The organism is Curtobacterium sp. MCLR17_039 (assembly GCF_003234745.1).
GTDB lineage: Bacteria > Actinomycetota > Actinomycetes > Actinomycetales > Microbacteriaceae > Curtobacterium > Curtobacterium flaccumfaciens.
The window spans coordinates 40,768-63,778 of sequence record NZ_QKTF01000006.1; the positions used below are offsets into that span (position 1 = coordinate 40,768).

The 23,011-nt window shown below is 72.3% G+C and carries 23 protein-coding genes; 5 read left to right on the plus strand and 18 right to left on the minus strand.

All coding sequences use genetic code 11. The features are described 5' to 3' along the window. Positions 1 to 31: 31 nt before the first annotated feature. The 12 genes from ruvB to ybaK form a co-directional block, all read right to left on the minus strand. On the minus strand, positions 32 to 1,075 hold the full coding sequence (ruvB, locus tag DEJ00_RS09075; RefSeq protein ID WP_027465603.1) for a Holliday junction branch migration DNA helicase RuvB: 1,044 nt from the start codon (positions 1,073 to 1,075) through the stop codon (positions 32 to 34). After that, on the minus strand, positions 1,072 to 1,692 hold the full coding sequence (ruvA, locus tag DEJ00_RS09080) for a Holliday junction branch migration protein RuvA (protein ID WP_111057122.1): 621 nt from the start codon (positions 1,690 to 1,692) through the stop codon (positions 1,072 to 1,074). The genes ruvB and ruvA overlap by 4 nt, the downstream gene beginning before the upstream one ends. After that, positions 1,689 to 2,336 carry a crossover junction endodeoxyribonuclease RuvC gene (gene ruvC, locus DEJ00_RS09085; RefSeq protein ID WP_035808297.1) on the minus strand — a complete coding sequence of 216 codons (648 nt, stop codon included), beginning with the start codon at positions 2,334 to 2,336 and terminating at the stop codon, positions 1,689 to 1,691. The genes ruvA and ruvC overlap by 4 nt, the downstream gene beginning before the upstream one ends. 2 nt (positions 2,337 to 2,338) lie before the next feature. Next, complete coding sequence (locus tag DEJ00_RS09090) at positions 2,339 to 3,106, minus strand: YebC/PmpR family DNA-binding transcriptional regulator (RefSeq protein ID WP_017887357.1); 768 nt, start codon at positions 3,104 to 3,106, stop codon at positions 2,339 to 2,341. Positions 3,107 to 3,225: 119 nt separating this feature from the next. Next, on the minus strand, positions 3,226 to 3,837 hold the full coding sequence (gene pdxT / locus DEJ00_RS09095) for a pyridoxal 5'-phosphate synthase glutaminase subunit PdxT (protein WP_111057123.1): 612 nt from the start codon (positions 3,835 to 3,837) through the stop codon (positions 3,226 to 3,228). Beyond that, entirely contained in the window at positions 3,827 to 4,747 is a 921-nt protein-coding gene (gene pdxS / locus DEJ00_RS09100; protein WP_027465600.1) for a pyridoxal 5'-phosphate synthase lyase subunit PdxS, read from the minus strand. The genes pdxT and pdxS overlap by 11 nt, the downstream gene beginning before the upstream one ends. A 13-nt stretch (positions 4,748 to 4,760) precedes the next feature. Next, positions 4,761 to 5,444 carry an HIT domain-containing protein gene (locus tag DEJ00_RS09105; RefSeq protein WP_258373612.1) on the minus strand — a complete coding sequence of 228 codons (684 nt, stop codon included), beginning with the start codon at positions 5,442 to 5,444 and terminating at the stop codon, positions 4,761 to 4,763. Further along, positions 5,444 to 7,465, minus strand: coding sequence for a threonine--tRNA ligase (gene thrS / locus DEJ00_RS09110; RefSeq protein ID WP_083404117.1), 2,022 nt, complete (start codon positions 7,463 to 7,465; stop codon positions 5,444 to 5,446). The genes DEJ00_RS09105 and thrS overlap by 1 nt, the downstream gene beginning before the upstream one ends. Positions 7,466 to 7,589: 124 nt before the next feature. Next, a complete protein-coding gene (locus DEJ00_RS09115; RefSeq protein ID WP_017887364.1) occupies positions 7,590 to 8,132 on the minus strand; it encodes an adenine phosphoribosyltransferase in 543 nt (180 codons plus the stop codon). A 183-nt stretch (positions 8,133 to 8,315) separates the two neighbouring features. Next, complete coding sequence (locus tag DEJ00_RS09120; protein WP_146238520.1) at positions 8,316 to 8,549, minus strand: hypothetical protein; 234 nt, start codon at positions 8,547 to 8,549, stop codon at positions 8,316 to 8,318. A gap of 616 nt (positions 8,550 to 9,165) precedes the next feature. Continuing rightward, positions 9,166 to 11,772 carry an ATP-dependent Clp protease ATP-binding subunit gene (locus DEJ00_RS09125; protein ID WP_111057125.1) on the minus strand — a complete coding sequence of 869 codons (2,607 nt, stop codon included), beginning with the start codon at positions 11,770 to 11,772 and terminating at the stop codon, positions 9,166 to 9,168. Between the two features lie 96 nt (positions 11,773 to 11,868). Then, entirely contained in the window at positions 11,869 to 12,354 is a 486-nt protein-coding gene (ybaK, locus tag DEJ00_RS09130; RefSeq protein ID WP_071244681.1) for a Cys-tRNA(Pro) deacylase, read from the minus strand. A gap of 66 nt (positions 12,355 to 12,420) precedes the next feature. On the opposite strand from ybaK, the gene DEJ00_RS09135 reads away from it, so the two are divergent. Together DEJ00_RS09135 and DEJ00_RS09140 are read left to right on the plus strand one after the other, a co-directional pair. Then, positions 12,421 to 12,714, plus strand: a complete 294-nt coding sequence (locus DEJ00_RS09135; RefSeq protein ID WP_146247925.1) for a hypothetical protein — start codon at positions 12,421 to 12,423, stop codon at positions 12,712 to 12,714. A 61-nt stretch (positions 12,715 to 12,775) separates the two neighbouring features. Further along, a complete protein-coding gene (locus DEJ00_RS09140; protein ID WP_111057127.1) occupies positions 12,776 to 13,513 on the plus strand; it encodes a membrane protein insertase YidC in 738 nt (245 codons plus the stop codon). Here the strand turns inward: DEJ00_RS09140 and DEJ00_RS09145 are convergent. After that, positions 13,510 to 13,725, minus strand: coding sequence for a hypothetical protein (locus DEJ00_RS09145; RefSeq protein WP_027465592.1), 216 nt, complete (start codon positions 13,723 to 13,725; stop codon positions 13,510 to 13,512). The genes DEJ00_RS09140 and DEJ00_RS09145 overlap by 4 nt on opposite strands. A gap of 360 nt (positions 13,726 to 14,085) precedes the next feature. Between DEJ00_RS09145 and DEJ00_RS09150 the strand changes: the two genes are divergently transcribed. Both DEJ00_RS09150 and DEJ00_RS09155 read left to right on the plus strand, forming a co-directional pair. Further along, entirely contained in the window at positions 14,086 to 14,736 is a 651-nt protein-coding gene (locus DEJ00_RS09150; protein WP_146247926.1) for a hypothetical protein, read from the plus strand. 229 nt (positions 14,737 to 14,965) lie between these two features. Next, positions 14,966 to 16,327 (plus strand): MFS transporter, encoded by a 1,362-nt coding sequence (locus DEJ00_RS09155; protein WP_111057129.1) that lies wholly within the window; start codon positions 14,966 to 14,968, stop codon positions 16,325 to 16,327. Positions 16,328 to 16,647: 320 nt separating this feature from the next. Here the strand turns inward: DEJ00_RS09155 and DEJ00_RS09160 are convergent, their stop codons facing one another. Together DEJ00_RS09160 and DEJ00_RS09165 are read right to left on the minus strand one after the other, a co-directional pair. Further along, positions 16,648 to 18,729 carry a collagen binding domain-containing protein gene (locus DEJ00_RS09160; protein WP_111057130.1) on the minus strand — a complete coding sequence of 694 codons (2,082 nt, stop codon included), beginning with the start codon at positions 18,727 to 18,729 and terminating at the stop codon, positions 16,648 to 16,650. Positions 18,730 to 18,936: 207 nt separating this feature from the next. Next, the gene (locus tag DEJ00_RS09165; protein ID WP_111057131.1) at positions 18,937 to 19,416 is read right to left on the minus strand and encodes an NUDIX domain-containing protein; all 480 of its coding nucleotides are present in this window, start codon (positions 19,414 to 19,416) and stop codon (positions 18,937 to 18,939) included. Positions 19,417 to 19,592: 176 nt separating this feature from the next. Here DEJ00_RS09165 and DEJ00_RS09170 point away from each other — a divergent pair, with 176 nt between their 5' ends. After that, positions 19,593 to 20,462 carry a universal stress protein gene (locus tag DEJ00_RS09170; RefSeq protein ID WP_071244674.1) on the plus strand — a complete coding sequence of 290 codons (870 nt, stop codon included), beginning with the start codon at positions 19,593 to 19,595 and terminating at the stop codon, positions 20,460 to 20,462. On the opposite strand, the gene DEJ00_RS09175 is transcribed toward DEJ00_RS09170, so the two are convergent. The 3 genes from DEJ00_RS09175 to DEJ00_RS09185 form a co-directional block, all read right to left on the minus strand. Further along, a complete protein-coding gene (locus DEJ00_RS09175; RefSeq protein ID WP_146247927.1) occupies positions 20,419 to 21,375 on the minus strand; it encodes an SGNH/GDSL hydrolase family protein in 957 nt (318 codons plus the stop codon). The genes DEJ00_RS09170 and DEJ00_RS09175 overlap by 44 nt on opposite strands. Before the next feature lie 185 nt (positions 21,376 to 21,560). Next, positions 21,561 to 21,917 carry a PRC-barrel domain-containing protein gene (locus DEJ00_RS09180; RefSeq protein WP_027465587.1) on the minus strand — a complete coding sequence of 119 codons (357 nt, stop codon included), beginning with the start codon at positions 21,915 to 21,917 and terminating at the stop codon, positions 21,561 to 21,563. A 50-nt stretch (positions 21,918 to 21,967) separates the two neighbouring features. Continuing rightward, on the minus strand, positions 21,968 to 22,951 hold the full coding sequence (locus tag DEJ00_RS09185; RefSeq protein WP_111057133.1) for a glycosyltransferase family 9 protein: 984 nt from the start codon (positions 22,949 to 22,951) through the stop codon (positions 21,968 to 21,970). Positions 22,952 to 23,011: the final 60 nt, after the last annotated feature.

The following is a 23,011-nucleotide window of genomic DNA, read 5'->3' on the forward strand; positions in this document are numbered from 1 at the left end:
GTCCGTGGCATGTCACCCGACTGATCGGCGGTCAGGCGGTGGGTTCCGGGTCGTCGAAGAGCCCCGGCTGCCCGCCGTCGCCCTGCCCCGGGGTGAGGCCGAGGTGTCGCCAGGCCCGCGGTGTCGCGATGCGCCCGCGGGGGGTGCGGGTCACGAGTCCGACGCGGACGAGGAACGGTTCGACGACCGACTCGATGGTCTCGGATTCCTCGCCGACCGAGACCGCGAGGGTGTTCAGGCCGACCGGGCCCCCGTCGAACCGGGTCAGCATGGTCTCGACGACGGCTCGGTCGAGCCGGTCGAGGCCGAGTTCGTCGACGTCGTACAGGTCGAGCGCACCCTGGACCGCGGCCATGCCGTCGGTGGTGCGGTGCACGAGGGCGTAGTCGCGCACCCGGCGGAGCAGGCGGTTCGCGATGCGTGGGGTGCCACGGGAGCGTCCGGCGATCTCGCGCAGGGCGGTCCGGTCGATGTCGAGTTCGAGCAGGTGGGCCGCACGGATCAGGACCTGCTCGAGCTCGTCCTTCTCGTAGAACTCGAGGTGGGCGGTGAACCCGAAGCGGTCGCGCAGCGGGTTCGGCAGCAGGCCGGCCCTGGTGGTGGCCCCGACGAGCGTGAACGGCGCGAGGTCGAGCGGGATGCTCGTGGCACCCGCGCCCTTGCCCACCATCACGTCGATGCGGAAGTCCTCCATCGCCAGGTAGAGCATCTCTTCTGCCGAGCGGGCCATGCGGTGGATCTCGTCGATGAACAGCACTTCGCCCGGGACCAGGGACGACAGCACGGCGGCGAGGTCACCGGCGTGCTGGATGGCCGGGCCGCTCGACATGCGCAGCGGTCGCCCGGTCTCGTGCGCGACGATCATCGCGAGCGTGGTCTTGCCGAGGCCGGGAGGACCCGCCATCAGGATGTGGTCGGGCGTGCGCTCCTGCATGCCGGCGGCCTTGAGGAGCAGGTCGAGCTGCCCGCGGACCTTGCGCTGCCCGACGAACTCGTCGAGCGAGCGCGGACGGAGCGCACCTTCGAACGCGAGTTCTTCCTGCGACTCGGCGCCGGCGGAGGTGATGCCGCTCACCGGCCGGCTGCCGCGGGTCGGAGCGCACCGAGGGCGGCGCGGAGCAGGGCCTGGGTGCCCATCGCGGCGGCGCCGGGCTCGTTGGCGACGGCGTCGTCGACCGCGGTCTGCGCCGCGTCTTCGCGCCAGCCGAGACCGATGAGCGCCGAGACGACGTCGACCGCGGCGGGGTGGACTGCGGTCCCCCGTGCGGCGGCGACCACGGCAGCCTGCTCGAAGGCCACGAGCTTGCCGGAGAGCGCGACGATGATGAGCTTGGCGGTCTTCGGGCCGATGCCGGAGACCTTGCGGAACGCGCCGTCGTCCTCGTTCGCGACGGCGTTCGCGATCTGTGCCGGGTCCATGTGGGCCAGGACGCCCATCGCGGACTTCGGGCCGACGCCGGAGACCCCGCGGAGCAGGTCGAACACCTGCAGCGCGTCGGTCGACTCGAAGCCGAAGAGCAGGTGCTCGTCCTCGCGCACGATCATGGCGGTCCGCACGAACACCTCGGACCCGTGGCGCATCGTCAGCGCGTGCGCGGGGTTCACGGTGACGGCGTACCCGACTCCCCCGACCTCGATCACCACGGCCGAGCCGGCGATGTCGATGCAGGTGCCCCGGAGACTCGCGATCATGCTCCGAGCCTAGGGCCGCCCACCGACGACGCCGACCTGCCACGCTGCGGGCGGGCCGCGGCGGCGGCCGCGCGGGCCAGCGGCGAGTCGACGGTGCCGCCCTGCGCGTCCCGCCAGGCGCGCTGTGCGGGGGTGAGGTTCGTGGCACGGGAGCCGGCGGCATCGGGTGATCCGAGCCTCCAGGCATGGCACACGGCCAACGCGAGCGCGTCGGCGGCGTCGGCCGGCTTCGGGGCCTCGTCGAGCCCGAGCACGCGCGCGATCATGGTCTGCACCTGACGTTTGTCGGCGTTGCCGTAGCCGGTGACGGCGGCCTTGACCTCGGACGGGGTGTGCAGTCCGACGGGCAGGCCGCGGGCGGCCGCGGCGTGCAGCGCCAGGCCGGCCGCCTGCGCGGTCCCCATCACGGTGCGGACGTTCGCCTGCGCGAACACCCGCTCGACGGCGACCGCATCGGGGTGGTGTTCGTCGATCTCGGCGGCGATGCCGTCGGCGATGCGGAGCAGCCGCTGTTCGAGCGGCATGTCCGGCGGGGTGCGCACGACCGTCACGTGGACGAGTCGTGCGCGCCGGTTCGGTGCGACCTCGACGACGCCGACGCCGCACCGGGTGAGCCCGGGGTCCACCCCGAGCACACGGAGCACGGCTACTCGCCCTCGTCCTCGTCGAGCTCGGCCTGGACGTCCGCGGGGATGTCGAAGTTCGAGTAGACGTTCTGCACGTCGTCGGAGTCCTCGAGCGCGTCGATCAGGCGGAACACCTTGCGGGCGGTCTCGGCGTCGACCGGGACCTTGAGGCCGGGGACGAACTCGGCGTCGGCGGAGTCGTAGTCGATGCCGGCGTCCTGCAGTGCGGTGCGGGCGGCGACCAGGTCGCTCGCCTCGGTGATGATCTCGAAGCCACCGCCCTGGTCGATGACGTCCTCGACACCGGCGTCCAGCACCGCGGTCATCACGGTGTCCTCGTCGAGGCCGTCGGTCTTCGTGACCGAGATGACGCCCTTGCGCGAGAAGTTGTAGGCGACGCTGCCCGGGTCGGCCATGGTGCCGCCGTTGCGCGACATCGCGGTCCGGACCTCGGCCGCGGCACGGTTCTTGTTGTCCGTGAGGCACTCGATGAGCATCGCGACGCCGTTGGGGCCGTAGCCCTCGTACATGATCGTCGTGTACTCGATGGTCTCGCCCGTGAGACCCGCACCGCGCTTGACGGCGCGGTCGATGTTGTCGTTGGGGACCGAGGTCTTCTTCGCCTTCTGCACGGCGTCGACCAGGGTCGGGTTGCCGGACATGTCGGCACCGCCCATCTTCGCGGCGACCTCGATGTTCTTGATCAGCTTGGCGAACGACTTGGCACGGCGCTGGTCGATGACCGCCTTCTTGTGCTTGGTCGTTGCCCACTTGGAATGCCCGGACACGGTTCTCCTTGCGTCTTGCGGAAAGTCCCGCTCAGTTTAGCGGCCCTGTGGGCCGAACACCGGCCTGGAGGCGCGGCGCGGCTTCCGTCCCGTCGGTGCGGCGGGTGGGCGGTCACGCCTCAGGCGCTGTGCACCAGGTCGAGGAACCGGCGGTGGAAGCGGTCCTCGCCGGCGACCTCGGGGTGGAACGCGCTGGCGATGACGTTGCCCTGCTGCACCGCCACGACCTGCCCGTCCGGCAGCGCACCGAGGACGTGGACGTCGTCGCCGCGCTGCTCCACGACGGGGGCCCGGATGAACACCGCGTGCACCGGGGCCTCTCCGAGGTCGGGCATCGGGATGTCGATCTCGAACGAGTCGTTCTGCGCACCGAACGCGTTGCGGCGCACGGTGGTGTCGAGCACGTCGAGGGTCTGCTGCCCGTTGATGCCGTCGGTGATGCGCGACGAGAGCATGATCATGCCCGCGCAGGTGCCGTAGGTGGGCAGGCCACCGCGGATCGCGTCGGCGAGGGGCTCGGCGACGCCGAACGCGCGGGACAGCTTGTCCATCACGCTGGACTCACCCCCGGGGATCACGACACCGTCGAGGGTCTCGATCTCCTCCGGGCGACGCAGCGGCACCACGTCGGCGCCGAGCTCGGTCAGCGAGGCGATGTGCTCGCGGAAGTCACCCTGCAGCGCCAGGACCCCGATGCGGGGACGAGCGCCGCCCGTCGGACTACCAGCCACGCTCGGCGAGGCGGTGCGGTGCGGGGACGTCGGCCACGTTGATGCCGACCATCGCCTCGCCCAGACCACGGGAGACCTCGGCGATGACCCGGGGGTCGTCGTGGAAGGTCGTCGCCTTGACGATCGCGGCGGCGCGGGCCGCCGGGTCGCCGGACTTGAAGATGCCGGACCCGACGAAGACACCGTCGGCGCCGAGCTGCATCATCATCGCGGCGTCGGCCGGGGTGGCGACACCACCGGCGGTGAACAGGACGACGGGGAGCTTGCCGGTGCGGGCGACTTCCTGCACGACGTCGATCGGGGCCTGGAGCTCCTTGGCGGCGACGTAGAGCTCGTCGTCACGCAGGTTGCGGAGCGCCGCGATCTCCTTCGTGATGGTGCGGATGTGCTTGGTGGCCTCGGACACGTCGCCCGTGCCGGCCTCGCCCTTGGAACGGATCATGGCCGCACCCTCGGTGATGCGACGGAGCGCCTCGCCCAGGTTGGTGGCACCGCAGACGAAGGGGGTGGTGAACTTCCACTTGTCGATGTGGTTCACGTAGTCGGCCGGCGACAGCACCTCGGACTCGTCGATGTAGTCGACACCGAGCTCCTGCAGCACCTGCGCCTCGACGAAGTGGCCGATGCGGGCCTTCGCCATGACGGGGATCGACACCGCGGCGATGATCTCCTCGATCATCGAGGGGTCGGACATGCGGGCGACGCCGCCCTGCGCACGGATGTCGGCGGGGACGCGCTCGAGGGCCATGACGGCGGTCGCACCGGCTTCTTCCGCGATGCGGGCCTGCTCGGCGTCGACGACGTCCATGATCACGCCGCCCTTGAGCATCTCGGCGAGTCCGCGCTTGACGCGGTCGGAGCCGGTGATCGAGGTGCCAGGGGTGCCGGAGGTGCTGGTGCTGTCGCTCATGATGCCGACCAGTCTAGTGCGCCCGGGGCCACCCGTCGGCGACGAGTCGACGGGTCTCGCCGAGCAACTGCGACATGGACTTGGTCCGGGCGATGATCGGGAAGAAGTTCGCGTCCGACTGCCACCGCGGGACGATGTGCTGGTGCAGGTGTGCGGCCACGCCGGCACCGGCGACCTCGCCCTGGTTCATGCCGATGTTGAAGCCGTCGCAGTGCGACACCTCGCGCAGGACCCGCATGGCGGTCTGGGTCAGCTCGCCGATCTCGCGCAGCTCGTCCGGCGTGGCCTCGTCGTAGAGCGGGACGTGACGGTACGGGCAGACGAGCAGGTGCCCGTTGTTGTACGGGAACAGGTTGAGCAGCACGTAGGCGTGCTCGCCGCGGGCCACGATCAGGGCGTCCTCGTCGGACATCCGCGGGGCTTCGCAGAACGGGCAGTCGTCGTCGTGCCCGCGACCCCGGCCTTCGCGGCCGGCGTCGATGTAGGCCATCCGGTGCGGGTTCCAGAGCCGCTGGAACGCGTCCGGGACGGCTGCGCCGGTGGCCGCGTCGCGGATCACCAGCGGATCGGTGTCCGCGCCCTCGGTGCCCGCACCCTCGGTGCCCGCACCCTCGGTGCCCGCGGCCGCGGTGGGACCGGCCACGTCGTCGACGTGACCGGTCCCCGCGGCCTGCTCCGGGCCTCCCGACGGTGTCATCAGACCTGCGCGCGCTCGCGGATCGCGGTGAGGATGCGGTCCACGGCCTCGTCGACGGGCACCGCGTTGTCCTGGCGGCCGTCGCGGAAGCGGAAGCTGACGGCACCGGCGTCGCGGTCGTCGCCACCGGCGATGAGCTGGAACGGCACCTTCGCCTTGGTGTGCGTGCGGATCTTCTTCTGCATGCGGTCGTCCGAGTGGTCGACCTCGGCGCGGACACCGTGGGCACGGAGCTTCGCGATGACCTCGTCGAGGTAGTCGCCGTACTCGGCCGCGACCGGGATGCCGACGACCTGGACGGGCGACAGCCAGGCCGGGAACGCGCCCGCGTAGTGCTCGGTGAGGACCCCGAAGAAGCGCTCGATCGAGCCGAACAGCGCGCGGTGGATCATCACCGGACGCTGGCGCGAGCCGTCGGCCGCGGTGTAGTCGATGCCGAAGCGCTCGGGCAGGTTGAAGTCGAGCTGCACGGTCGACATCTGCCAGGTGCGGCCGATCGCGTCGCGGGCCTGCACCGAGATCTTCGGGCCGTAGAACGCCGCACCGGCGGGGTCCGGCACCAGCTCGAGGCCGGACTCCTCGGCGACCTGGCGCAGGGTCTCCGTCGCCACGTCCCAGACCTCGTCGTCGCCGACGTACTTCTCCGGGTCCTTCGTCGACAGCTCGAGGTAGAAGTCGTCGAGCCCGTAGTCGCGCAGGAGCGAGAGCACGAACGCGAGGGTCGTGGTCAGCTCCTCCTTCATCTTCTCCTGCGTGGTGAAGATGTGCGCGTCGTCCTGGGTCAGGCCGCGCACGCGGGTGAGGCCGTGGATGACGCCGGACTTCTCGTTGCGGTACACCGTGCCGAACTCGAACATCCGGAGCGGCAGGTCGCGGTAGGAGCGGGGCTGCGACCGGTACGCCAGGATGTGCATCGGGCAGTTCATCGGCTTGAGGTAGTAGTCGGCGCCCTGCCGGGTGACGTTGCCGTCCTCGTCCTTCGCCTCGTCCATGTGCATGGCCGGGAACATGCCGTCCTTGTACCAGCCGAGGTGCCCGGAGGTCTCGAACAGGTCACCCTTGGTGATGTGCGGCGTGTAGACGAACGAGTAGCCGTTCTCCTCGTGCCGACGGCGCGAGTAGTCCTCCATCTCGCGGCGGATGATGCCGCCCTTCGGGTGGAAGATCGCCAGGCCGGAACCGATCTCGTCGGGGAACGAGAACAGGTCGAGTTCGGCGCCGAGCTTGCGGTGGTCGCGCTTGGCCGCTTCCTCGAGGCGCACGAGGTACGCCTTGAGCTGGTCCTTGTCGGGCCAGGCGGTGCCGTAGATGCGCTGCAGCTGCGGGTTCTTCTCGGAGCCGCGCCAGTACGCGGCGGCGACGCGCATGAGCTTGGCGGCGTTGCCGATCCAGCGGGTGTGCGGGACGTGCGGGCCGCGGCAGAGGTCCTGCCAGAGCACCTCGCCCGACTTCGGGTCGACGTTCTCGTACACGGTGAGCTCGCCGGCACCGACCTCGACGCTCTCGCCGGAGTCGCCGTCGGACGCCGCACCCTTGAGGCCGATGAGCTCCTGCTTGTAGGGCTCCCCCGCCATCAGCTCGCGTGCCTGCTCGTCCGTGACGACCACGCGACGGAAGCGCTGGGCCTGCTTGACGATGCGGTCCATGCCCTTCTCGATCGCCTTGAGGTCTTCGGGGGTGAAGGGCTCGGCGACGTCGAAGTCGTAGTAGAAGCCGTCGGTGACGGGCGGCCCGATGCCGAGCTTGGCGTCCGGGTTGATCTGCTGCACGGCCTGCGCCAGCACGTGGGCGGCCGAGTGCCGGAGGATGTCGAGCCCGTCCTGCTCCTGCAGGGTGACGGCCTCGGCGGTCTCGCCGGCCTGCACGTCCGCCGCGAGGTCCTTCAGCACACCGTCGACGCGGATCGCGACGACGCCGCGCTCACCGTCGAAGAGCTCGGTGCCGGTCGTGGTCGTCGTCGCGGTCCGGGGCTCGGGTGCCTGGGGAAGCTCGGCGGGCGCGGGTGCGACTGACTCGGTCACGATGATGGGACTCCTCGATCGAAATGGTGCGTCAAGACTAGTGCGAGACCTGCTCGCGTGCGGACGCCGGGGGTGCGCCTGTGGAGAGAACGGATGGGCGCCCCGACCGGGCGGTTGCCCGCGCTCAGGCCGGGACGGCGCCGAGCGTCGCGACGGGCAGCCGCGGCTCGAGACGCTCGCGCCCGTTCAGGCCGTCGAGCTCGAGCAGGGCGGCGAAGCCGATGGCCTGGTACCCGGCGCGTTCGAGCAGCGTGATGGTGGCGGCGCCGGTCCCCCCGGTGGCCAGGACGTCGTCGACGACGAGCACCCGGGTGCCGGCGGGCAGCTGACCCGGCCGCAGTTCGAGTTCTGCCTCGCCGTACTCGAGCGCGTACTGCTCGCTGAGGACCTCGCCGGGGAGCTTGCCCGCCTTGCGCACGGTGAGCACGCCGACCTGGTGCTGGGCGGCGATGCCCCCGGCCAGCGCGAAGCCCCGGGCCTCGATGCCGGCGACCGCGTCGAACCCGGCTCCGACCGCGAACGGTGCCGCGAGTGCTTCGCACACGCGGCCGAACGCGACGGCGTCGGAGAACACCGGCGTCACGTCACGGAAGAGCACCCCCGGCTTCGGGAAGTCCGGCACGAGGGCGGTGAGGCGTTCGACGAGTGCAGCTGCGGTTTCGGTCACCCGCCAACGGTACGGGAGGCCCGGGGTGCGTCCGGACGCCCCGCACGGTGCGAGGGGTGCCCGGCATCGTGCGAGGTTCCGGACGTGGTGCCACCCCGAGGGGCGGTCACGGAGCACGGAACCTCGCACCATGCGTGCGAGCGTGTGACGCCGACGACAGCGCCGCCGACGCAGCACCGCGGGTCAGCGCCACATCCGCATGGCGGCACCCTGGGTGATCCAGTCGGCCTCGCGCTGCTGGCGTTCGCGCTCGAGGCGGGCCAGCGTGGCGAGGTCGACCTCGGGCCGCTCCTTGCGGGTGCGTCGGCTCCAGATGATGAGCGACATCCCGACTCGGAGTGCGATGCGGTCGGCGAGTGAGACCCGGCGGCGCACCGCGCGGGTATCGGGTGGACGGGTGGTGGTCTTCGTGGACACGGTGTTCCCCTTCAGGGCACGGCAGAGCTGCCCGGGTGTCGGGCAGGACGAATCCGCCCGGGTTGCGGGCAGCAGGCATTGAATGCGTGAGAATGCACTCCGGGATGGTCCGGAAATGTTCGGACAACGATCGCGGAATGCTCGTCGACACCGAGAGCGTCGCACTGTCCACCGACATTCTTCCGGCGTCATCCGCGCAGATCGGACGGCACGCATCGACGAGTCGACGAGCCGTTCAGCAGACGAACGAACCGGTGCTGCGCGAGCCCGATCGGCTCAGCGCACGGTGCCCGGAGGCACAGGTGTCAGGAGAGTGGGACGCCCCGGGTCAGCGGACGCGGGACGGGGTACCGACGCGTCCACGGATTCCACGGAACGGAGTGGTCGTTGTGATCATCATGGGTCGGCCCCCTTTCGGTCTCGAGCTGGCGGAGTCGTCCGGGTCGAATGTTCGACCGTTCACGACGAGTGAACACTATCGGCACCGCAATTCGGAGCGCAACCCTTTTTTCGAAAAAATGTCCGGAATTGCATTCCCGAACACCGCGGCGGCCCGTGCACGCCGAAGGCCCGGTACCGAATCGGTACCGGGCCCTCGTGTGTGCGTGCGACCGGACTAGACCGCCGCGTGCTCCGCGACGCTCGCCGTCAGGGCATCGCCCTCGACGTCGATCCGCACGGTGTCACCCGCGGCGACCCCGCCCTCGACCACCAGGGTCGCGATGCGGTCGTCGACCTCGCGCTGGATGAGCCGACGGAGCGGGCGGGCGCCGTACTCCGGCTCGTACCCGTGCTCGGCGAGCCAGTCGACCGCCGCGTCGGACACCGACAGGAGCATGTCCTGTGCGACCAGCCGGAGCGCCGTGTCCTGCAGCAGCAGCGACACGATCGACGCGATCTGGGATCGGTCGAGCTTGCGGAACAGCACGATCTCGTCGATGCGGTTGATGAACTCGGGCCGCATCGCCTCGCGCAGCTTGCCCATGACGCGGGCCCGCAGGTCGTCTTCCTCGTAGCCGTCCGTCGCACCGACCGGGGAGAACCCGAGCGCCCCCGAGCGGGAGGCCAGGAACTCCGAGCCGATGTTCGACGTCATGATGACGACGGTGTTCCGGAAGTCGACCGTCCGCCCCTGCCCGTCGGTGAGCCGGCCGTCGTCGAGGACCTGCAGCAGCAGGTTGAAGACGTCCGGGTGGGCCTTCTCGACCTCGTCGAGCAGGATCACGGAGTACGGGTTGCGGCGGACACGCTCGGTGAGCTGGCCGGCCTCGTCGTAGCCGACGTACCCGGGAGGGGCACCGACCAGGCGGGACACGGTGTGGCGTTCGCCGAACTCGCTCATGTCGAAGCGGAGCATGGCGGACTCGTCACCGAACAGCGACGACGCCAGGGCCTTCGCGAGTTCGGTCTTGCCGACGCCCGTCGGGCCGAGGAACAGGAAGCTGCCCACCGGACGACGCGGGTCGCCCATGCCGGTCCGGCTGCGTCGTACCGCCTTCGCGATCGCCCGCACGGCGTCGTCCTGGCCGACGACTCGGTCGTGCAGCTCGGACTCGAGCGCGGCGAGCCGCGTCTTGTCGGCGGAGCCGAGGCGGGTCACCGGGATCCCGGTGGCGCGGGACACCACCGCGGCGATGTCGGCCTCCGTGATCGACGTGTCCGCGGACTCGGGACGGGAGGCGCGGGTGGCGTCCGCCGACGAGGCGGCGGTGATCCGGGCCTCCAGTCCGACGATCTCGTCGCGCAGGTCGGACGCTTCCTCGTAGTGCTCCTCGGCGACCGCGCGGTCCTTGCGGGCCGTCAGGTCGGTGACCTGGGCACGCAGCGCCTCGACGTCGACGTCGCCCGACAGGGCGAGGCGACGGCGTGCACCGGCCTGGTCGATGAGGTCGATGGCTTTGTCCGGCAGGTGTCGGTCGGTCACGTAGCGGTGCGAGAGCTCGACGGCGGCGCGGAGTGCCTCGGGCGTGTAGACGACGCCGTGGTGCTCCTCGTAGCGCGGGGCGAGGCCGGTCAGGATCGCGACGGCGTCCTCGACGTTCGGCTCCCCCACCGTGACGGGCTGGAACCGGCGCTCGAGCGCGGCGTCCTTCTCGATCCGGCGGTACTCGTTGAGCGTCGTCGCGCCGACCAGGTGCAGGTCGCCGCGCGCGAGTCGGGGCTTGAGGATGTTGCCGGCGTCCATCGAGCCGCCCTCGCCGCCGCCACCGGCGCCGACGACGGTGTGGAGCTCGTCGACGAAGACGATGAGCTCGTCGGCGTGCGCCGCGATCTCGTCCATCGCCTTGGTGAGGCGCTCCTCGAAGTCGCCGCGGTAGCGGGTGCCGGAGAGCATTCCGGGCAGGTCGAGCGCGACGACCCGCTTGCCCTGCAACAGGGTGGGGACGTCACCGTCGACGATGCGCTGGGCGAGGCCCTCGACGATCGCGGTCTTGCCGACGCCGGGCTCACCGATCAGCACCGGGTTGTTCTTGGTGCGGCGGAGCAGGATCTCGACGGTCTGCTCGATCTCGTCGGCGCGGCCGATCACCGGGTCGACGTGCCCGTCACGGGCGCGCTCGGTCAGGTCGGTGCCGAACTGGTCGAGCGTCGGGGTGTCGCTGTCGGTGGCCTGGTCGGTGCCGACGGCGTCGGGTGTTCCGGGCATGGGGCGCCCCTCTCGTGCTGCTGCCGCGGCCTGCTGGGCGTAGTCCTGCATGACCTGCGGGGTGATCCCGGCGCTGGCGAGCAGCTGGCCGGTCACGGTCTCCTGGTCCATCACGAGCGCGAAGAAGACGTGCTCGGGGTCGGTGTAGGTGCTGCCGAAGCCCCGCGCTGCCTGCGTCGCCTCGACGAGGATGCGCTGGGCGGTGGCGGTCAGCGCCGGGCGGCCGGTCTGCTCGGCCAGCGGCTCGTGCGCCATCGGCAGGCGCTGCTCGATCTCCTCGGCGAGTCGCCGGGGGTCGACCCCGGCGGAACGCACGACGGCGTCGAACGGTTCGGTGCGGACGAGCACGTGCAGGATGTGCAGTGCGTCGATCTCGCGCTGCCCCTGCGCGACCGCGTACTCGGCGGTGTGCTGGAGCAGCTCGTGGGTCCGGCGGCTGAGCAGCCGGGTGATGTCGACCGGTCGACCGAACGCGCGGACGCGCTGCTGGTCACCGGTGCGCTGTGCCGCGAGCAGGCGGGCGAGGAACTCGTCGAACGAGTCATTGCTACCGGTCGGGCCGAACGTCTCTGGCAAAGGGACCTCCTGGGGAACTTGAGTGCCTTCGACTCAATGCAACGCAGGAGGGCCCGGGTCATTCCCGGGTCCGGAAAAAACTTGCGGCGACTCGACTCAGGTCCGCGCGATGGGTGCGGCGACCGCCTCGGTGATCCGCGCGAGGTCCGTCGGTGCCACCTCGACGTCGAATCCGCGACGACCGCCGGACACGAAGATGCTCGCGTACGACAGCGCCGACTCGTCGAGCACGGTGCGGAGCCGGGTCTTCTGGCCGACCGGGCTGATCCCGCCGACCACGTAGCCCGTGCGCTTCTCGGCGAGGGCGGGATCGGCCAGCGTCGCCTTCTTGCCCCCGACGGCCGCGGCGATCGCCTTGAGGTCGAGCCGGTTCGCCACCGGCACGATCGCGACGGCGAGGGTGCCGTCGACGGAGACGACCAGGGTCTTGAAGACCTGCTCCTCGCGCAGCCCGAGGGCGGCGGCCGCCTCTTCTCCGAAGTTGGTGGCGCTCTCGTGGTGCTCGTACACGTGCGGCGTGTACGGGACCCCGGCCGCCTCGAGCGCGACGGTCGCTGGGGTGCTCGGCGAACCTGCGGTCATGCCGTGATCCTCCCCCGCCGCACCTTCCGGTCCTCGACGGCACGCGGGCGTTACGCTGAACGGACCATGACCGCCGTCCTGCTGCTGCTCCGCGCCACCGCCGCGCTGGTGCTCGGCGACCCGGCCGCCGGGGTGCTGCCCCTGCTGGCCGTGGCGGCACTCGGGCTGACCGCGGTCGCCGTGACCGTCGTCGTCGCCCGACTGCTCGTCGCGGTGCTCGCGGCCGTCCTCGGGGTCGGATCGGCATCCCTGTCGGATCGGTCGGCGGTGCCCGACCTGGTCACCCGGATCGGGTGGAGCCACCCCGACGCCGACGGCCACGTCCGCTCACGGGCGCCGGGGGTCGCGACCCCGGCCTGACCACCGACCGGTGGCCGGGCCGCTCGCGCACCCCGCTGACCCACCACTGATCGGAACCGTCATGGACCTGTCCACCCTGCCCCTCGTCGGCCCGCTGCTGCACGGCGGCGCGGACCTCGTCACCGCCCTCACCGCGGCGCTCTCCCCCGTCGCCGGCTCGTTCGCCGCGGCGATCGCCGTCGTGCTCCTCACCCTGGCCGTCCGCCTGGTGCTCGTCCCGCTGTCCGTGCTGCAGGTGCGGGCCGAACGGGACCGCCGGCGCCTCGCACCCCGGCTCGCGGCGCTCCGGAAGCGCCACGGCCGTGACACCCAGCGGCTGCAGCGAGCGGTGCAGCAGCTGTACACCGACGAGAAGGTCTCGCCGCTGGCCGGCTGCCTGCCCGTCCTGGCGCAGGCACCCGTGGTGTCGCTCGTCTACGCGCTGTTCACGCACGCCTCGATCGACGGCGCCGCGAACGCCCTGCTGGAGGCGACGCTCGTCGGGGTCCCGCTCGGCCACTCGCTCGTCGTCACGCTCACGTCGCCGCTGTGGGTGCACGCCTGGGTGGTGCTGGTCCTGCTGGCGGTGCTGGCGGTCGTCGTCGAGCTCAGCCGCCGGTCGAACGCCCACTGGAACCCGGTGCCGGCGCCGGAACCGGGGGTTCCCGGGGCCGCCGCGACCGCCGCCGTGGGGCGGTACGTGCCGTTCATCACGGTCGTGTTCGCGGCGATCGCACCACTCGCCGCCGCGCTCTACGTCGTGACGAGTGCGGCCTGGACGTACGGCGAACGCGCCGTGCTGCGACGGGTGGTCCGCTAGCCGCCCTGGCCCTCCTGCTGCGGTCCCTGGTCGACCGGGTCGTACTCGGTGCCGCGGCCCTGCTCCTCGTCGGCGGTCGGCACATGACGTTCCGTGCCAGCGCCGCCGGGGCTGGTCGCGACGTAGTCGGCCTCGCCGGACTGGGTGTCGTGGCTCAGCGGCTCGAGGGTCTCGGCGTCGGCGTCGTGCTGCGGCATGGGGTCGGTGCTCATGCACCACGCCTACTCCCTCGTTCTGGGTGCGCGCGCACGGCTGCGCGGTGCCACGATGGACCTGTCCACGCGACCGGCAGAGCGGGAGTGCGCATGGCCCACGACGACGTGGCAGCGGAACGGGCACGGCTCGAGGCCGTCGCCTGGGGAGCAGGATCGAGCCCGGCGGACGCGGCGCGCGCCCGGATCGCGCTGCAGGACCTGGAACGCGGACGGCGACCCCGCGCGCGTGCGGTCGCGACGGCGCGGGATCCCCTGCCGGGAGGCCCGGATCCTGTCCGCACGTCCGTCCCGTCCGCGACGCGATCGGGTCCAGGGCCCGTGCCGGTACCCGCGTCCTCGCCCGCTGACGCGGCGGTCGTGTCCTTGCCCGCCGGCGTGGCGGCGGTGCCTGCCGGAGCCGACGTGTCGGAGGCGACCGACGGCGGTGGGGGCGACCACGTCGACGACGCGAGGGGTGGCGGCGGGGGCGAGCCGGGCCTCCAGGCCGAGCCGACCGGACGGACCCGGTGGCGGCGGTGGTTGTGGACGGAGCGGCCACGCGCCTGGATCGCGGGCGGCGCGGCTGCGGCGGTGGGCGTCGCGTTCGCCGCCGGGACGCTCGTCGGGACGGCGCGACCGGACGTCGCCGCAGCGCCGAGCGTCACGCCGACGGCGGGGACGATCACGCTCGAGCAGCTGCTCGACGTCCCGCAGACGTACGCCGACCAGTTGCCGGGGCCGGTCGCGGCGCCGGTGAGTCTCCACACGACGCGACTGGTCTTCACGAACCGCGCGCTCGACGGCGGGACCGCCGAGACGCCCTGGAACGTCTGGGCCGGCATCGGGACGGACCGGTCGACGATCTGCCTGGTGGCGACGGCGGACCGCATCGAGTCGTCGACGGCGTGCTTCCCGCGGCAGGCGGCGCTGCACGGATCGGTGTCGATGTCCGCGCAGTCCAGGAGCGGCACGTTGACGATCGAGCTGCGCGGCGGCGGGGTCCAGGGCCGGGTGACGAACGAGTACTGAGGGAGCGACCCGCAGCTGAGTGTTTCGTTGGAGCGCTCCGATGTATTTGCTGGATGCCCTCGCGAGAGCCGTTCCGTCGTGCAACACTGGATGAGCGCACTCGTCGTGGAGTCGTACCCACATCATCCACATCCGCCAGCGAGCGCGCCCCGCAGACCCTCCCGGTCACCGCCGTCAGAACGATCGGCATCGTCGCGCGCTCCACCGTGCCTCGGAGGAGGTCAGCAGCGTGTCCACCAACACCACCACCTCGGCCGTGTCGACCCACACGCGGCCGATCACCGTCACCAGCCAGTCGATCGTCGGCATCGCCGTGCTCGGACTGGCCACGTTCTTCGCCATCACCACCGAGCTCATGCCCGTCGGGCTGCTCGGCACGATGAGCGCCGACCTCGGCGTGACCGAGGCCACCATGGGCATCGTCATCACCGTGTACGCCGCGGCCGTCGCGCTCCTCGCGCTGCCGCTCACCGCGTTCACCGCGAAGCTGCCCCGCAAGACCGTGCTCGTCGCCACGCTCGTCGGCTACACCGTGTCGAACCTGATGGTCGCGCTCGCACCGTCGTTCGCCGTCGTCTGCGCCGGACGCGTCGTCGGCGGCATCGCGCACGCGCTGTTCTTCTCGGTCGCCTCGGCGTACGCCACCCGGATCGTCCCGCCGCGGCTGGCCGGGCGGGCGATCGCGTTCGTGTACTCGGGCAGCTCGCTCGGGTTCGTGCTCGGTGTGCCCGTCGCGACCTGGGTCGCGCAGCACATCGGCTGGCGCCAGGCCGTGTTCTCCGTCGGTGTCGCCGCAGCGGCACTCGCGGTCGTCGCCCTGCTGTTCCTGCCCGCCGTCCGCGGTGCTTCGTCGCCGCACATCGGTTCGCCGAAGGCCTGGGCACGCACCGGACTGCTGTCCGTCGTGATCGCCGACATGCTGCTGTTCGGCGGGCACTACGTCGTCTACACCTACATCGGGCCGTACGCGATCGACGCCGGGCTCGACGCCGGCATGGTGAGCGGGGCGCTGCTCGTGCTCGGTGGCACCGGTGTCGTCGGGCTCTGGCTCGCCGGCATGTTCGTCGACCGTGCGCCCCGGCAGACGCTGATCGCCTCGGTCGCCGTGATGGTCGTGGCCTTCGCGACGATGCCGTTCGTGCACGGCTCCCTGATGGGGACGATGGTCGTCGCCGGGGTCTGGATGGCCGCGAACGGCACGACCGGCACGCTCTTCATGGCCGCGGCGATCCGTGCCGGAGGCGTCTCCCCCGACATCGCCGGCGCGCTGGTCAACGGCGCGTCGAACATCGGCATCGCCGGTGGTGCGGCGTTCGGCGGGCAGGCCCTCGGGATCGTCGGGCTGCAGTACCTGCCGTTCGCCGGTGCCGCGGTGCTGGTCGGCGCACTCGGGGTCGTCGTGCTGGCGCGCCGTGGGTTCCCGGTGCACACGCACACGCAGGAGCACCTGTCGACCTCGTCCATCGAGGCCATCACGTCGTCGCTCGCGGTCGTCACCACGTCGGTGCCGGTCGTCGGGCGGGCGATCCAGACGGTCACGGGGTCGATCGGCGTCGCCACGGGTTCGGTGCGGCGGCCGCGGACGCGCTAGGGGCCGGCGCGGTCAGTCGGCAGTCGGCAGTCGGCGGTCGTCGGCGCGTCGAGTGGTCACGACTTGCCGTCGGCGGGGCGTCGGGGGTGCTCGAACTGTCGTCTGCAGGGGCGGCGGGCGACGGTTCGTGACCCCTCGGCGTAACCGGGCGGCGTGTTGTGCGGCTGCGGGGACGCGCGCGGTGCCCGGGCCTCGAGTGGTCACGACATGCCGTCGGCGGGGCGTCGAGGTCGCACGAACTGTCGTCTGACGGGTCGGCGGGCGACGGTTCGTGACCCCTCGGCGTCCCCGCGGCGCCGTGTCCTGCGCCCGCCGCGCGGTCAGTCCTGCAGGTGGTCCGTGCGGCGGCGGTTGCGCACCGCGCGGTAGGTCAGCAGCGCCGCACCGAGCAGCACGAGCACGCCGGCGGCGATGAGTCCCGGGCCGAGGTCCGCGCCCGTGTAGGCGAGCGGTCCACCGTCCCCCGCATCGCCCTGGCCCGAGACCGGCGCGGAGCCGGAGCCCGACCCGGCGGCGGGGCCGGTCGGGGCCGCCGAAGGAGAACCGCTCGGCGACTCCGACGGCGACGGTGCGGGAGCCGGAGCCGTCGCAGCCCGCACCACGAACGCCAGCGGCGTCGCAGCCCCGGACTCCGGGGTGACGACGGTCGCCGTCTCTGCCCCCTCGAGGTCGACCGAGACGGCGTACTCCGTCGTGGGCTCCAGTCCGGTCAGGTCGAACGCACCGTCGTCGTCCGTGACGACCGACACGGGATCGCCGGACTGCGGGTCCGTCGGAGTCGCGACGACCTCGACGTCGGGAACGGGTTCGCCGTTCGTGTCGACGACCGTGCCGGGCTGGTCGGTGGTGACCTCGGCGGCGGGGGCTGCGGAGGCGAACGGCAGGTCGGACGAAGCACGCTCGCCAGCGACGGCCGGCACACCGGTGTTCGACGTCGCCCCGATCGCCCCTGGCTCGGGTCGTTCGGTCCGGACGGTGTACGTGCCCGCCGCGGTGGCGAAGACGTACCGACCGTCAGCGTCGGTCTCAGTCGATGCGACCACGGCGCCCGTGCCGTCGACGAGTTCGACCACCGCTCCAGCGGGCACGGGTGAACCGTCGAGCGAGACCACACCGGCGACCGTCGCGACGACGGCGGCCGGGGCTTCGACCTCGTCGGGGACTGCCGGTGCCGCGTCGTCGTCGCCGGTGGTGATGGTCATGGGCGGCTCGTCGGCGACGGACACGTCGAGGTCGGTGTTCGCCGGCAGGTCCGAGCCGGTGTAGACGCCGTCGCTGTTCGTCGTCGTGTCGACGAGGACGTCCCCGGAGTCCGGGTCGGTGATGACGACCTCGAGGTTCGAGACCGGTCGGCCGTCCTCGTCGACCACGGTGCCGATGACCGACACGGTGTCCTCCGGTGACGTGAACGCGAAGTCGGCCTGCTGGTCCACGCCGCCCGGCGAGCCGGTCTGCGCGAGGGAGACCCGAGCGGGCTGGTCAGGGCCCTCGGCACCGTCCGGCGGGGTGATCTCGACGCGGTAGTTCGCGATGACTGGCAGCTGCGGGAACGCGTAGGTGCCGTCGGCGTTGGTCGTCGTCGTGTACACGGTGCCGCGCGGGGCGGTGACGCGGACGATCGCCCCGGGGATCGGCGCTCCGTCGAGGGTCGCCGTGCCGGTGATCGCGGCGGTGCGGCTGGCGAACCAGGTCTGGTACACCGGGAAACCGCTGCGCTGCTGGTACGTGATCGTCAGGCTGGTGAGCGAGACGGTCGGCGTGAACCACGCCGTGGCGCCGGCGGTGTCGACCGCGCCGGTGTTGCCCGTCAGGGTCCGGGTGGTGGGGTCCCAGGAGGGCAGGTCCCGCCCGGTCGTGCCGTCGGGGTCAGCGGTGCACGACGGTCCTCCGGCGACGGCGGCCGAGCACGAGTTGTAGGAGCTCACGTAGCCGAGCTGCTCCGCGGTCGCGGCGCCGCCCCCGGAGACGGTGGCCGAGATGGTCGCCCGATCGGCGTCGACGTCGCCGAGCACGAACGACCAGCTCTGGGCGCCCGGTGTCGGCTCGGCGAACGTGTAGGTCGTCGTCGATGCGCCGGACGTGGGCGAGTCGACGTTCGGCCGCTGGTTCATGTAGGTCTGGCCGCGGCTCGTCCCGTAGACCGCGCCCGACGGGGTCGACGCCGACTGCCAGGTCGATGCCCCGCTGACGACGGTCGACTGCCGGGAGTCCGACGTGAAGGTCGTCTCGGGGAACCCGGCGAGCGTCATCGTGCCGGTGTAGGCCCGGCTCGCTCCGCTGAGGGTGAAGGTCCCCCAGTTGCCGACCGGCTCGGCCGACGCACTGGTCGCGCCGCCGATCGCGAGTCCTGCTCCGAGTGCGAGGGCCGTCAGCCCAGCCGTGATCGCGCGCCAGCGCCGCATGCGTACTCCCCTGGTGTGGCGCCGGAGAACCCGACACCCCCTCAGACTATCCAGTGGGCGCGGCTCGTGTCCGGGGCACGACACGAGCAAGAAGGTCCCGACGAGTGGTCAGGACCTGCCGCGCGCCGATCGCCGAGCGGCCGAGAAGTGTCGCCTGGAGGCCCGCCGGACGACAGTTCGTGACCCCTCGATGGACACGACGGGGCGTCAGGAACCGCCAGCAGCGCGACCCAGCGCCACCAGGGCGTCGAGCGCCGCGACCTGCCCGGCCACCACCAGCTCCCGCGCCTCGTCGAGGCCGACCCACCGTGCGTCGTCCACCTCGGGCACCTCGACGAACCGCCCGGACCCGCGCGGCAGCTCGAGCCGCACGGTGTTGCTCCGCACGGTGTCGACCGAGAACCCCGACGCCCGTGCCGCGAAGACCCGCACACGCTTGCCGGACGCCTGCCGGAACTCCCCCAGGTCGGTCAGGTCCGCGGCGCTCACCGGTGCGGGCACGCCGATCTCCTCGGCGAACTCGCGCAGCGCGGTGCCGAGCGGCTCCTCGCCCGCCTCGACCAGCCCCTTCGGGATCGACCAGGCACGCGGCCGGTTCCGCCAGAACGGTCCGCCCATGTGCGCGAGGAAGACCTCGGGCCCGGACGGACCGGTCCGGTGCAGCAACAGTCCGGCGCTCACGACCACGCCCCGAGACTACGCAGACCCGGCCGGGAGGCCCGGATCACCACACACGCGCCGCGCACCACCCGACGTGCCCGGTTCCACCGCCGGTTCCCCACGTCCGCGCCGGGAGTACCGTGTGGCGCACGGAGCGCCGTGTGACGCCCCCGGAGGACCTGCGATGGAGGAGGCCGATCGGGATGGACGAACGATGGACGACGGTGACGCTGGCCGCGGACGCCGCGATGCCGCACGACGAGGCGCTGCGGTGGATCGCCGCCCGCGCGGACAGCGGGATCGAGCGGATCCGGATCATCGGTGCCGACCCGGCGATCGAGGGCCCCGGACCGGTCGCCGACCGCCTGGCCCAGGCCGCTCGCGCCGCCCTGCCCGGAGCCACCGTCGAGGTGCACCGGCACGCCGGGCCGTTCGCCAGTGCCCTGGTCGAGGAGTCCGACGGCGGTGACCTCCTGGTGATCGGGACCTTCCGGAGCCGACGGGGTTCGACCGCCGGCGGCGACCCGGCGCGGGTCGCGGTCCGCGCGGCCGTACCGACCGTGATCGTCCCCGAGGGTCCGCACCCGATCGACGGCGACGTGGTGCTGGCGGTCGAGGAACCGATCGACGAGCGGGCCGTCTCGATCGCCGTGGCCGAGGCCGTCCGGCTACACCGACGACTGACGCTGCTCCGGGCGTGGGAGATGCCCGTGCTGACCCGGACCGGACTCACCGACTTCGCCGAGGACCCCCTGCGGTGGCGCGCCCGGAACGCCGAACTGCTGCAGCGGGTCACCGAGGACCTGACCGCGCGGTTCCCGGCGGTGCGGATCCGGCCGCTGCTCGTCGAGGGACACCCGGGGCACGCCATCGCATCGCGCACCCGGCGGGCGTCGCTCGTGGTGCTCGGACGGGGCCACGTGCGGGTGCTGTCCGGCGCACTGCTCCACGACGTCGTCCGTGAGACGGCGGCACCGGTCTGCGTCGTCCCACCGGCGGCCCACACGGACAGCGCGGGGTCCGGACGGGTCAGCCGGCGAGTTCCCGGATCGCGTCGGCCATCTGGTCGGTGAGGTACGCGACTCCGCGGCCGTTCGGGTGCAGGGCGCCGGCCCGCAGGTCGATGCGTCGCAGGTCGCTCGAGCCGGTCAGGCTGACACCCGCGACGTAGCGCTCGTCCCGCGGGGCGCAGGCCGAGTGGGCCTCGGTGCGTTCGAGGACGTCGACGAACCGCACCCCGGCGGCGTCGGCGGCGGATGCGGACACGGCGTCGAGCTCCTCCTGCACACCGTGCAGGTACGCCACGTCGTCATCGGTGAACGGGAAGGTGTCCGAGGGGAACGACCCCGCGAGCGTGCCGAGGTCGAGCGCCGAGCGGAAGCAGCCCTTCGCGGGGGTGTGCTCGGCGTCCGGGAAGATCGCCGGGTACCCGAGGAACACGACGACGGCGTTCGGCGCGGCCCGTTGCACCGCTGCGAGGGTGTCGGCGATCCCGAGCGCGACCCGCGACTGGATCTTCACGCTGAGCTGGTCCTCACCGTCCTGCACGAGCGTGCTCTTGCACGACGGCGCGTCACGTCCGGAGAACACCGGGCCGTCGGCCGAGATCGCCAGGCACGACGCGGCCGTGCCGAACAGGTCCGCGTCGTTGCCGCCGATGGTCAGGGTCACGAGCCGGGTGCGCGAGGACAGCGACTCGATCTGCGGGGGGACGCCCGTGAACTGGTGTCCGGTCGTGACGTCCTCGCTGGTGGCGCCCGCACACGTGACGTCGGTCAGGTCGAGGCCGAACCGTGCCGCGAGCCGGTGCGGGTAGTCACGGGCCGACTGCACGCACGCGCTCGTGGGCAGCCGGGTCCGGTCGCCGAGTCCGTAGCCGGCGGAGTACGAGTCACCGAGGGCGACGTACTCGCTGCCGGGTGGGAGGTCGGCGAGCGGCTCGGTCGGGTCGTCCGGCACCGGGTAGGGCTGCGGGACGGGCCACATCGGCGCGGCCGACGCCCGTTCCACCGGCCCCGGTGCCGCGACCCCGGCCACCACCAGCCCGACGACGGCGACCGCCGCCAGGGCGGCGAGCAGCGTCGTACGGGCGGTGCGGAGCAGTTGCGGCCTCCGGGCGGGTGCGGCGGATCGGTCGGTCGGGTGGGGTCGGTCGATCGGGCGGGACGGGCTCAGCGGCGTCCGAGTCGGCGTTCGCCACCGCTGCCGGTGCGGTACTCCAGCCCGTAGTGCTGGAACAGCTCGGGCTCGGTCGCAGCGTCGAGCTCGCCGTCGGTCGAGATCGACGGGGCGTCCTTGACGAGCTTCTTCGGGAACGTCACACGCAGGTGCTTCGGGGCGACGGTGGCGCCGAACAGCGGGACGAAGACGAGCTTCTGGAACCCGACCATGCCGGTGGTCAGGGCGCCGAACGCCGGCTCGGACGTGGCGGTGTCGTAGTAGATGCTCTCGAGCGTGCCGACCTTGTCGTCGGCCTCGTCGACGACCGGCAGACCGATCCAGTCACGGATGTTCGCGGCTTCGAACACGAAGGACTCCCTCCGAGCGTCCGGCAGGTCCGGGTGGCTCTCGGTCGACGCTACCGCCCGGCCGCCTGAGCGGTCACCCGGAGCCGGTCCACCGCGGCCAGCACGTCGTCCGCGGTCACGGCCAGGATCGCCGGGTCCGGGTCCTCGGCGAAGACGTCGCCGCGACGGACCGAGGCGTCGGTGAGCACGATGTGCGGGCCGGTCGACGGCGGGCCCCACGCCTCGGGCGGTGCCGGGCCGAACAGCACGACCGAGGGCACCCCGTAGGCGGACGCCAGGTGCGCAGCGCCCGTGTCGACCGTGACGACGAGTCGCGCCGCGGCGATCACCGCGGCGAAGGCCTGCAGGTCCAGGGTGCCGGCCAGGACCGCCTCCGGCGCCAGGCCGGCCGCGTCGGCGACGGCGCGGGCGCGCACGACGTCGTCCGAGCCTCCTGTCAGGACCACGTCGGCACCGCGCGCTCGGAGCCCGCGCACCACGTCGGCGAAGCGGTCCGTCGGCCAGTGCCGTGCACCGTGGAAGGCACCCACGTGCACGACGGCCGCGTCGGCGACCACCGGCGGCTCGGCGGGGCGGTCGATGTGGACCTCGGTGGCGTCCGCCGGAATGCCGTGCCACGTGAGCAGGTCCGCCCAGCGGTCGCGCTCGTGCACGTCGTCCGGCCACTCCGGGCCCTGGTAGTCGTGGGTCGGGTCGGCGTGCCCGATGACCCGGCGCGGGGCGAGTGCGGCGACGAGGTCCGAGGACTCCGGGCCGGCGCCGTGCAGGTTGACGGCGACGTCGACGGCACCGTGCGGCACCGCGATGGGGTGGTCGAGACCGTGCTGGGCCAGGTGGACGTCCACCGCCGGCACGAGTTCGACGACCGGCGCCAGCCACGCCGTGGTGGCCAGGGTGATGCGGTGGTCGGGGAACGCGCGACGGAGCGCGTGCAGCGCGGGGACGGCGACGAGCAGGTCGCCGAGCTTGATGGCACGGAGGACGAGCAGTTCCGGGCGTCCGTCGGGGTCGGGCAGGTTCTCGAGGGCGGTCACCGCCGCGACGGTAGACCCGACACGCTGACGGTCCTGCCGGGACCGCGCTCCGCGGCTCTT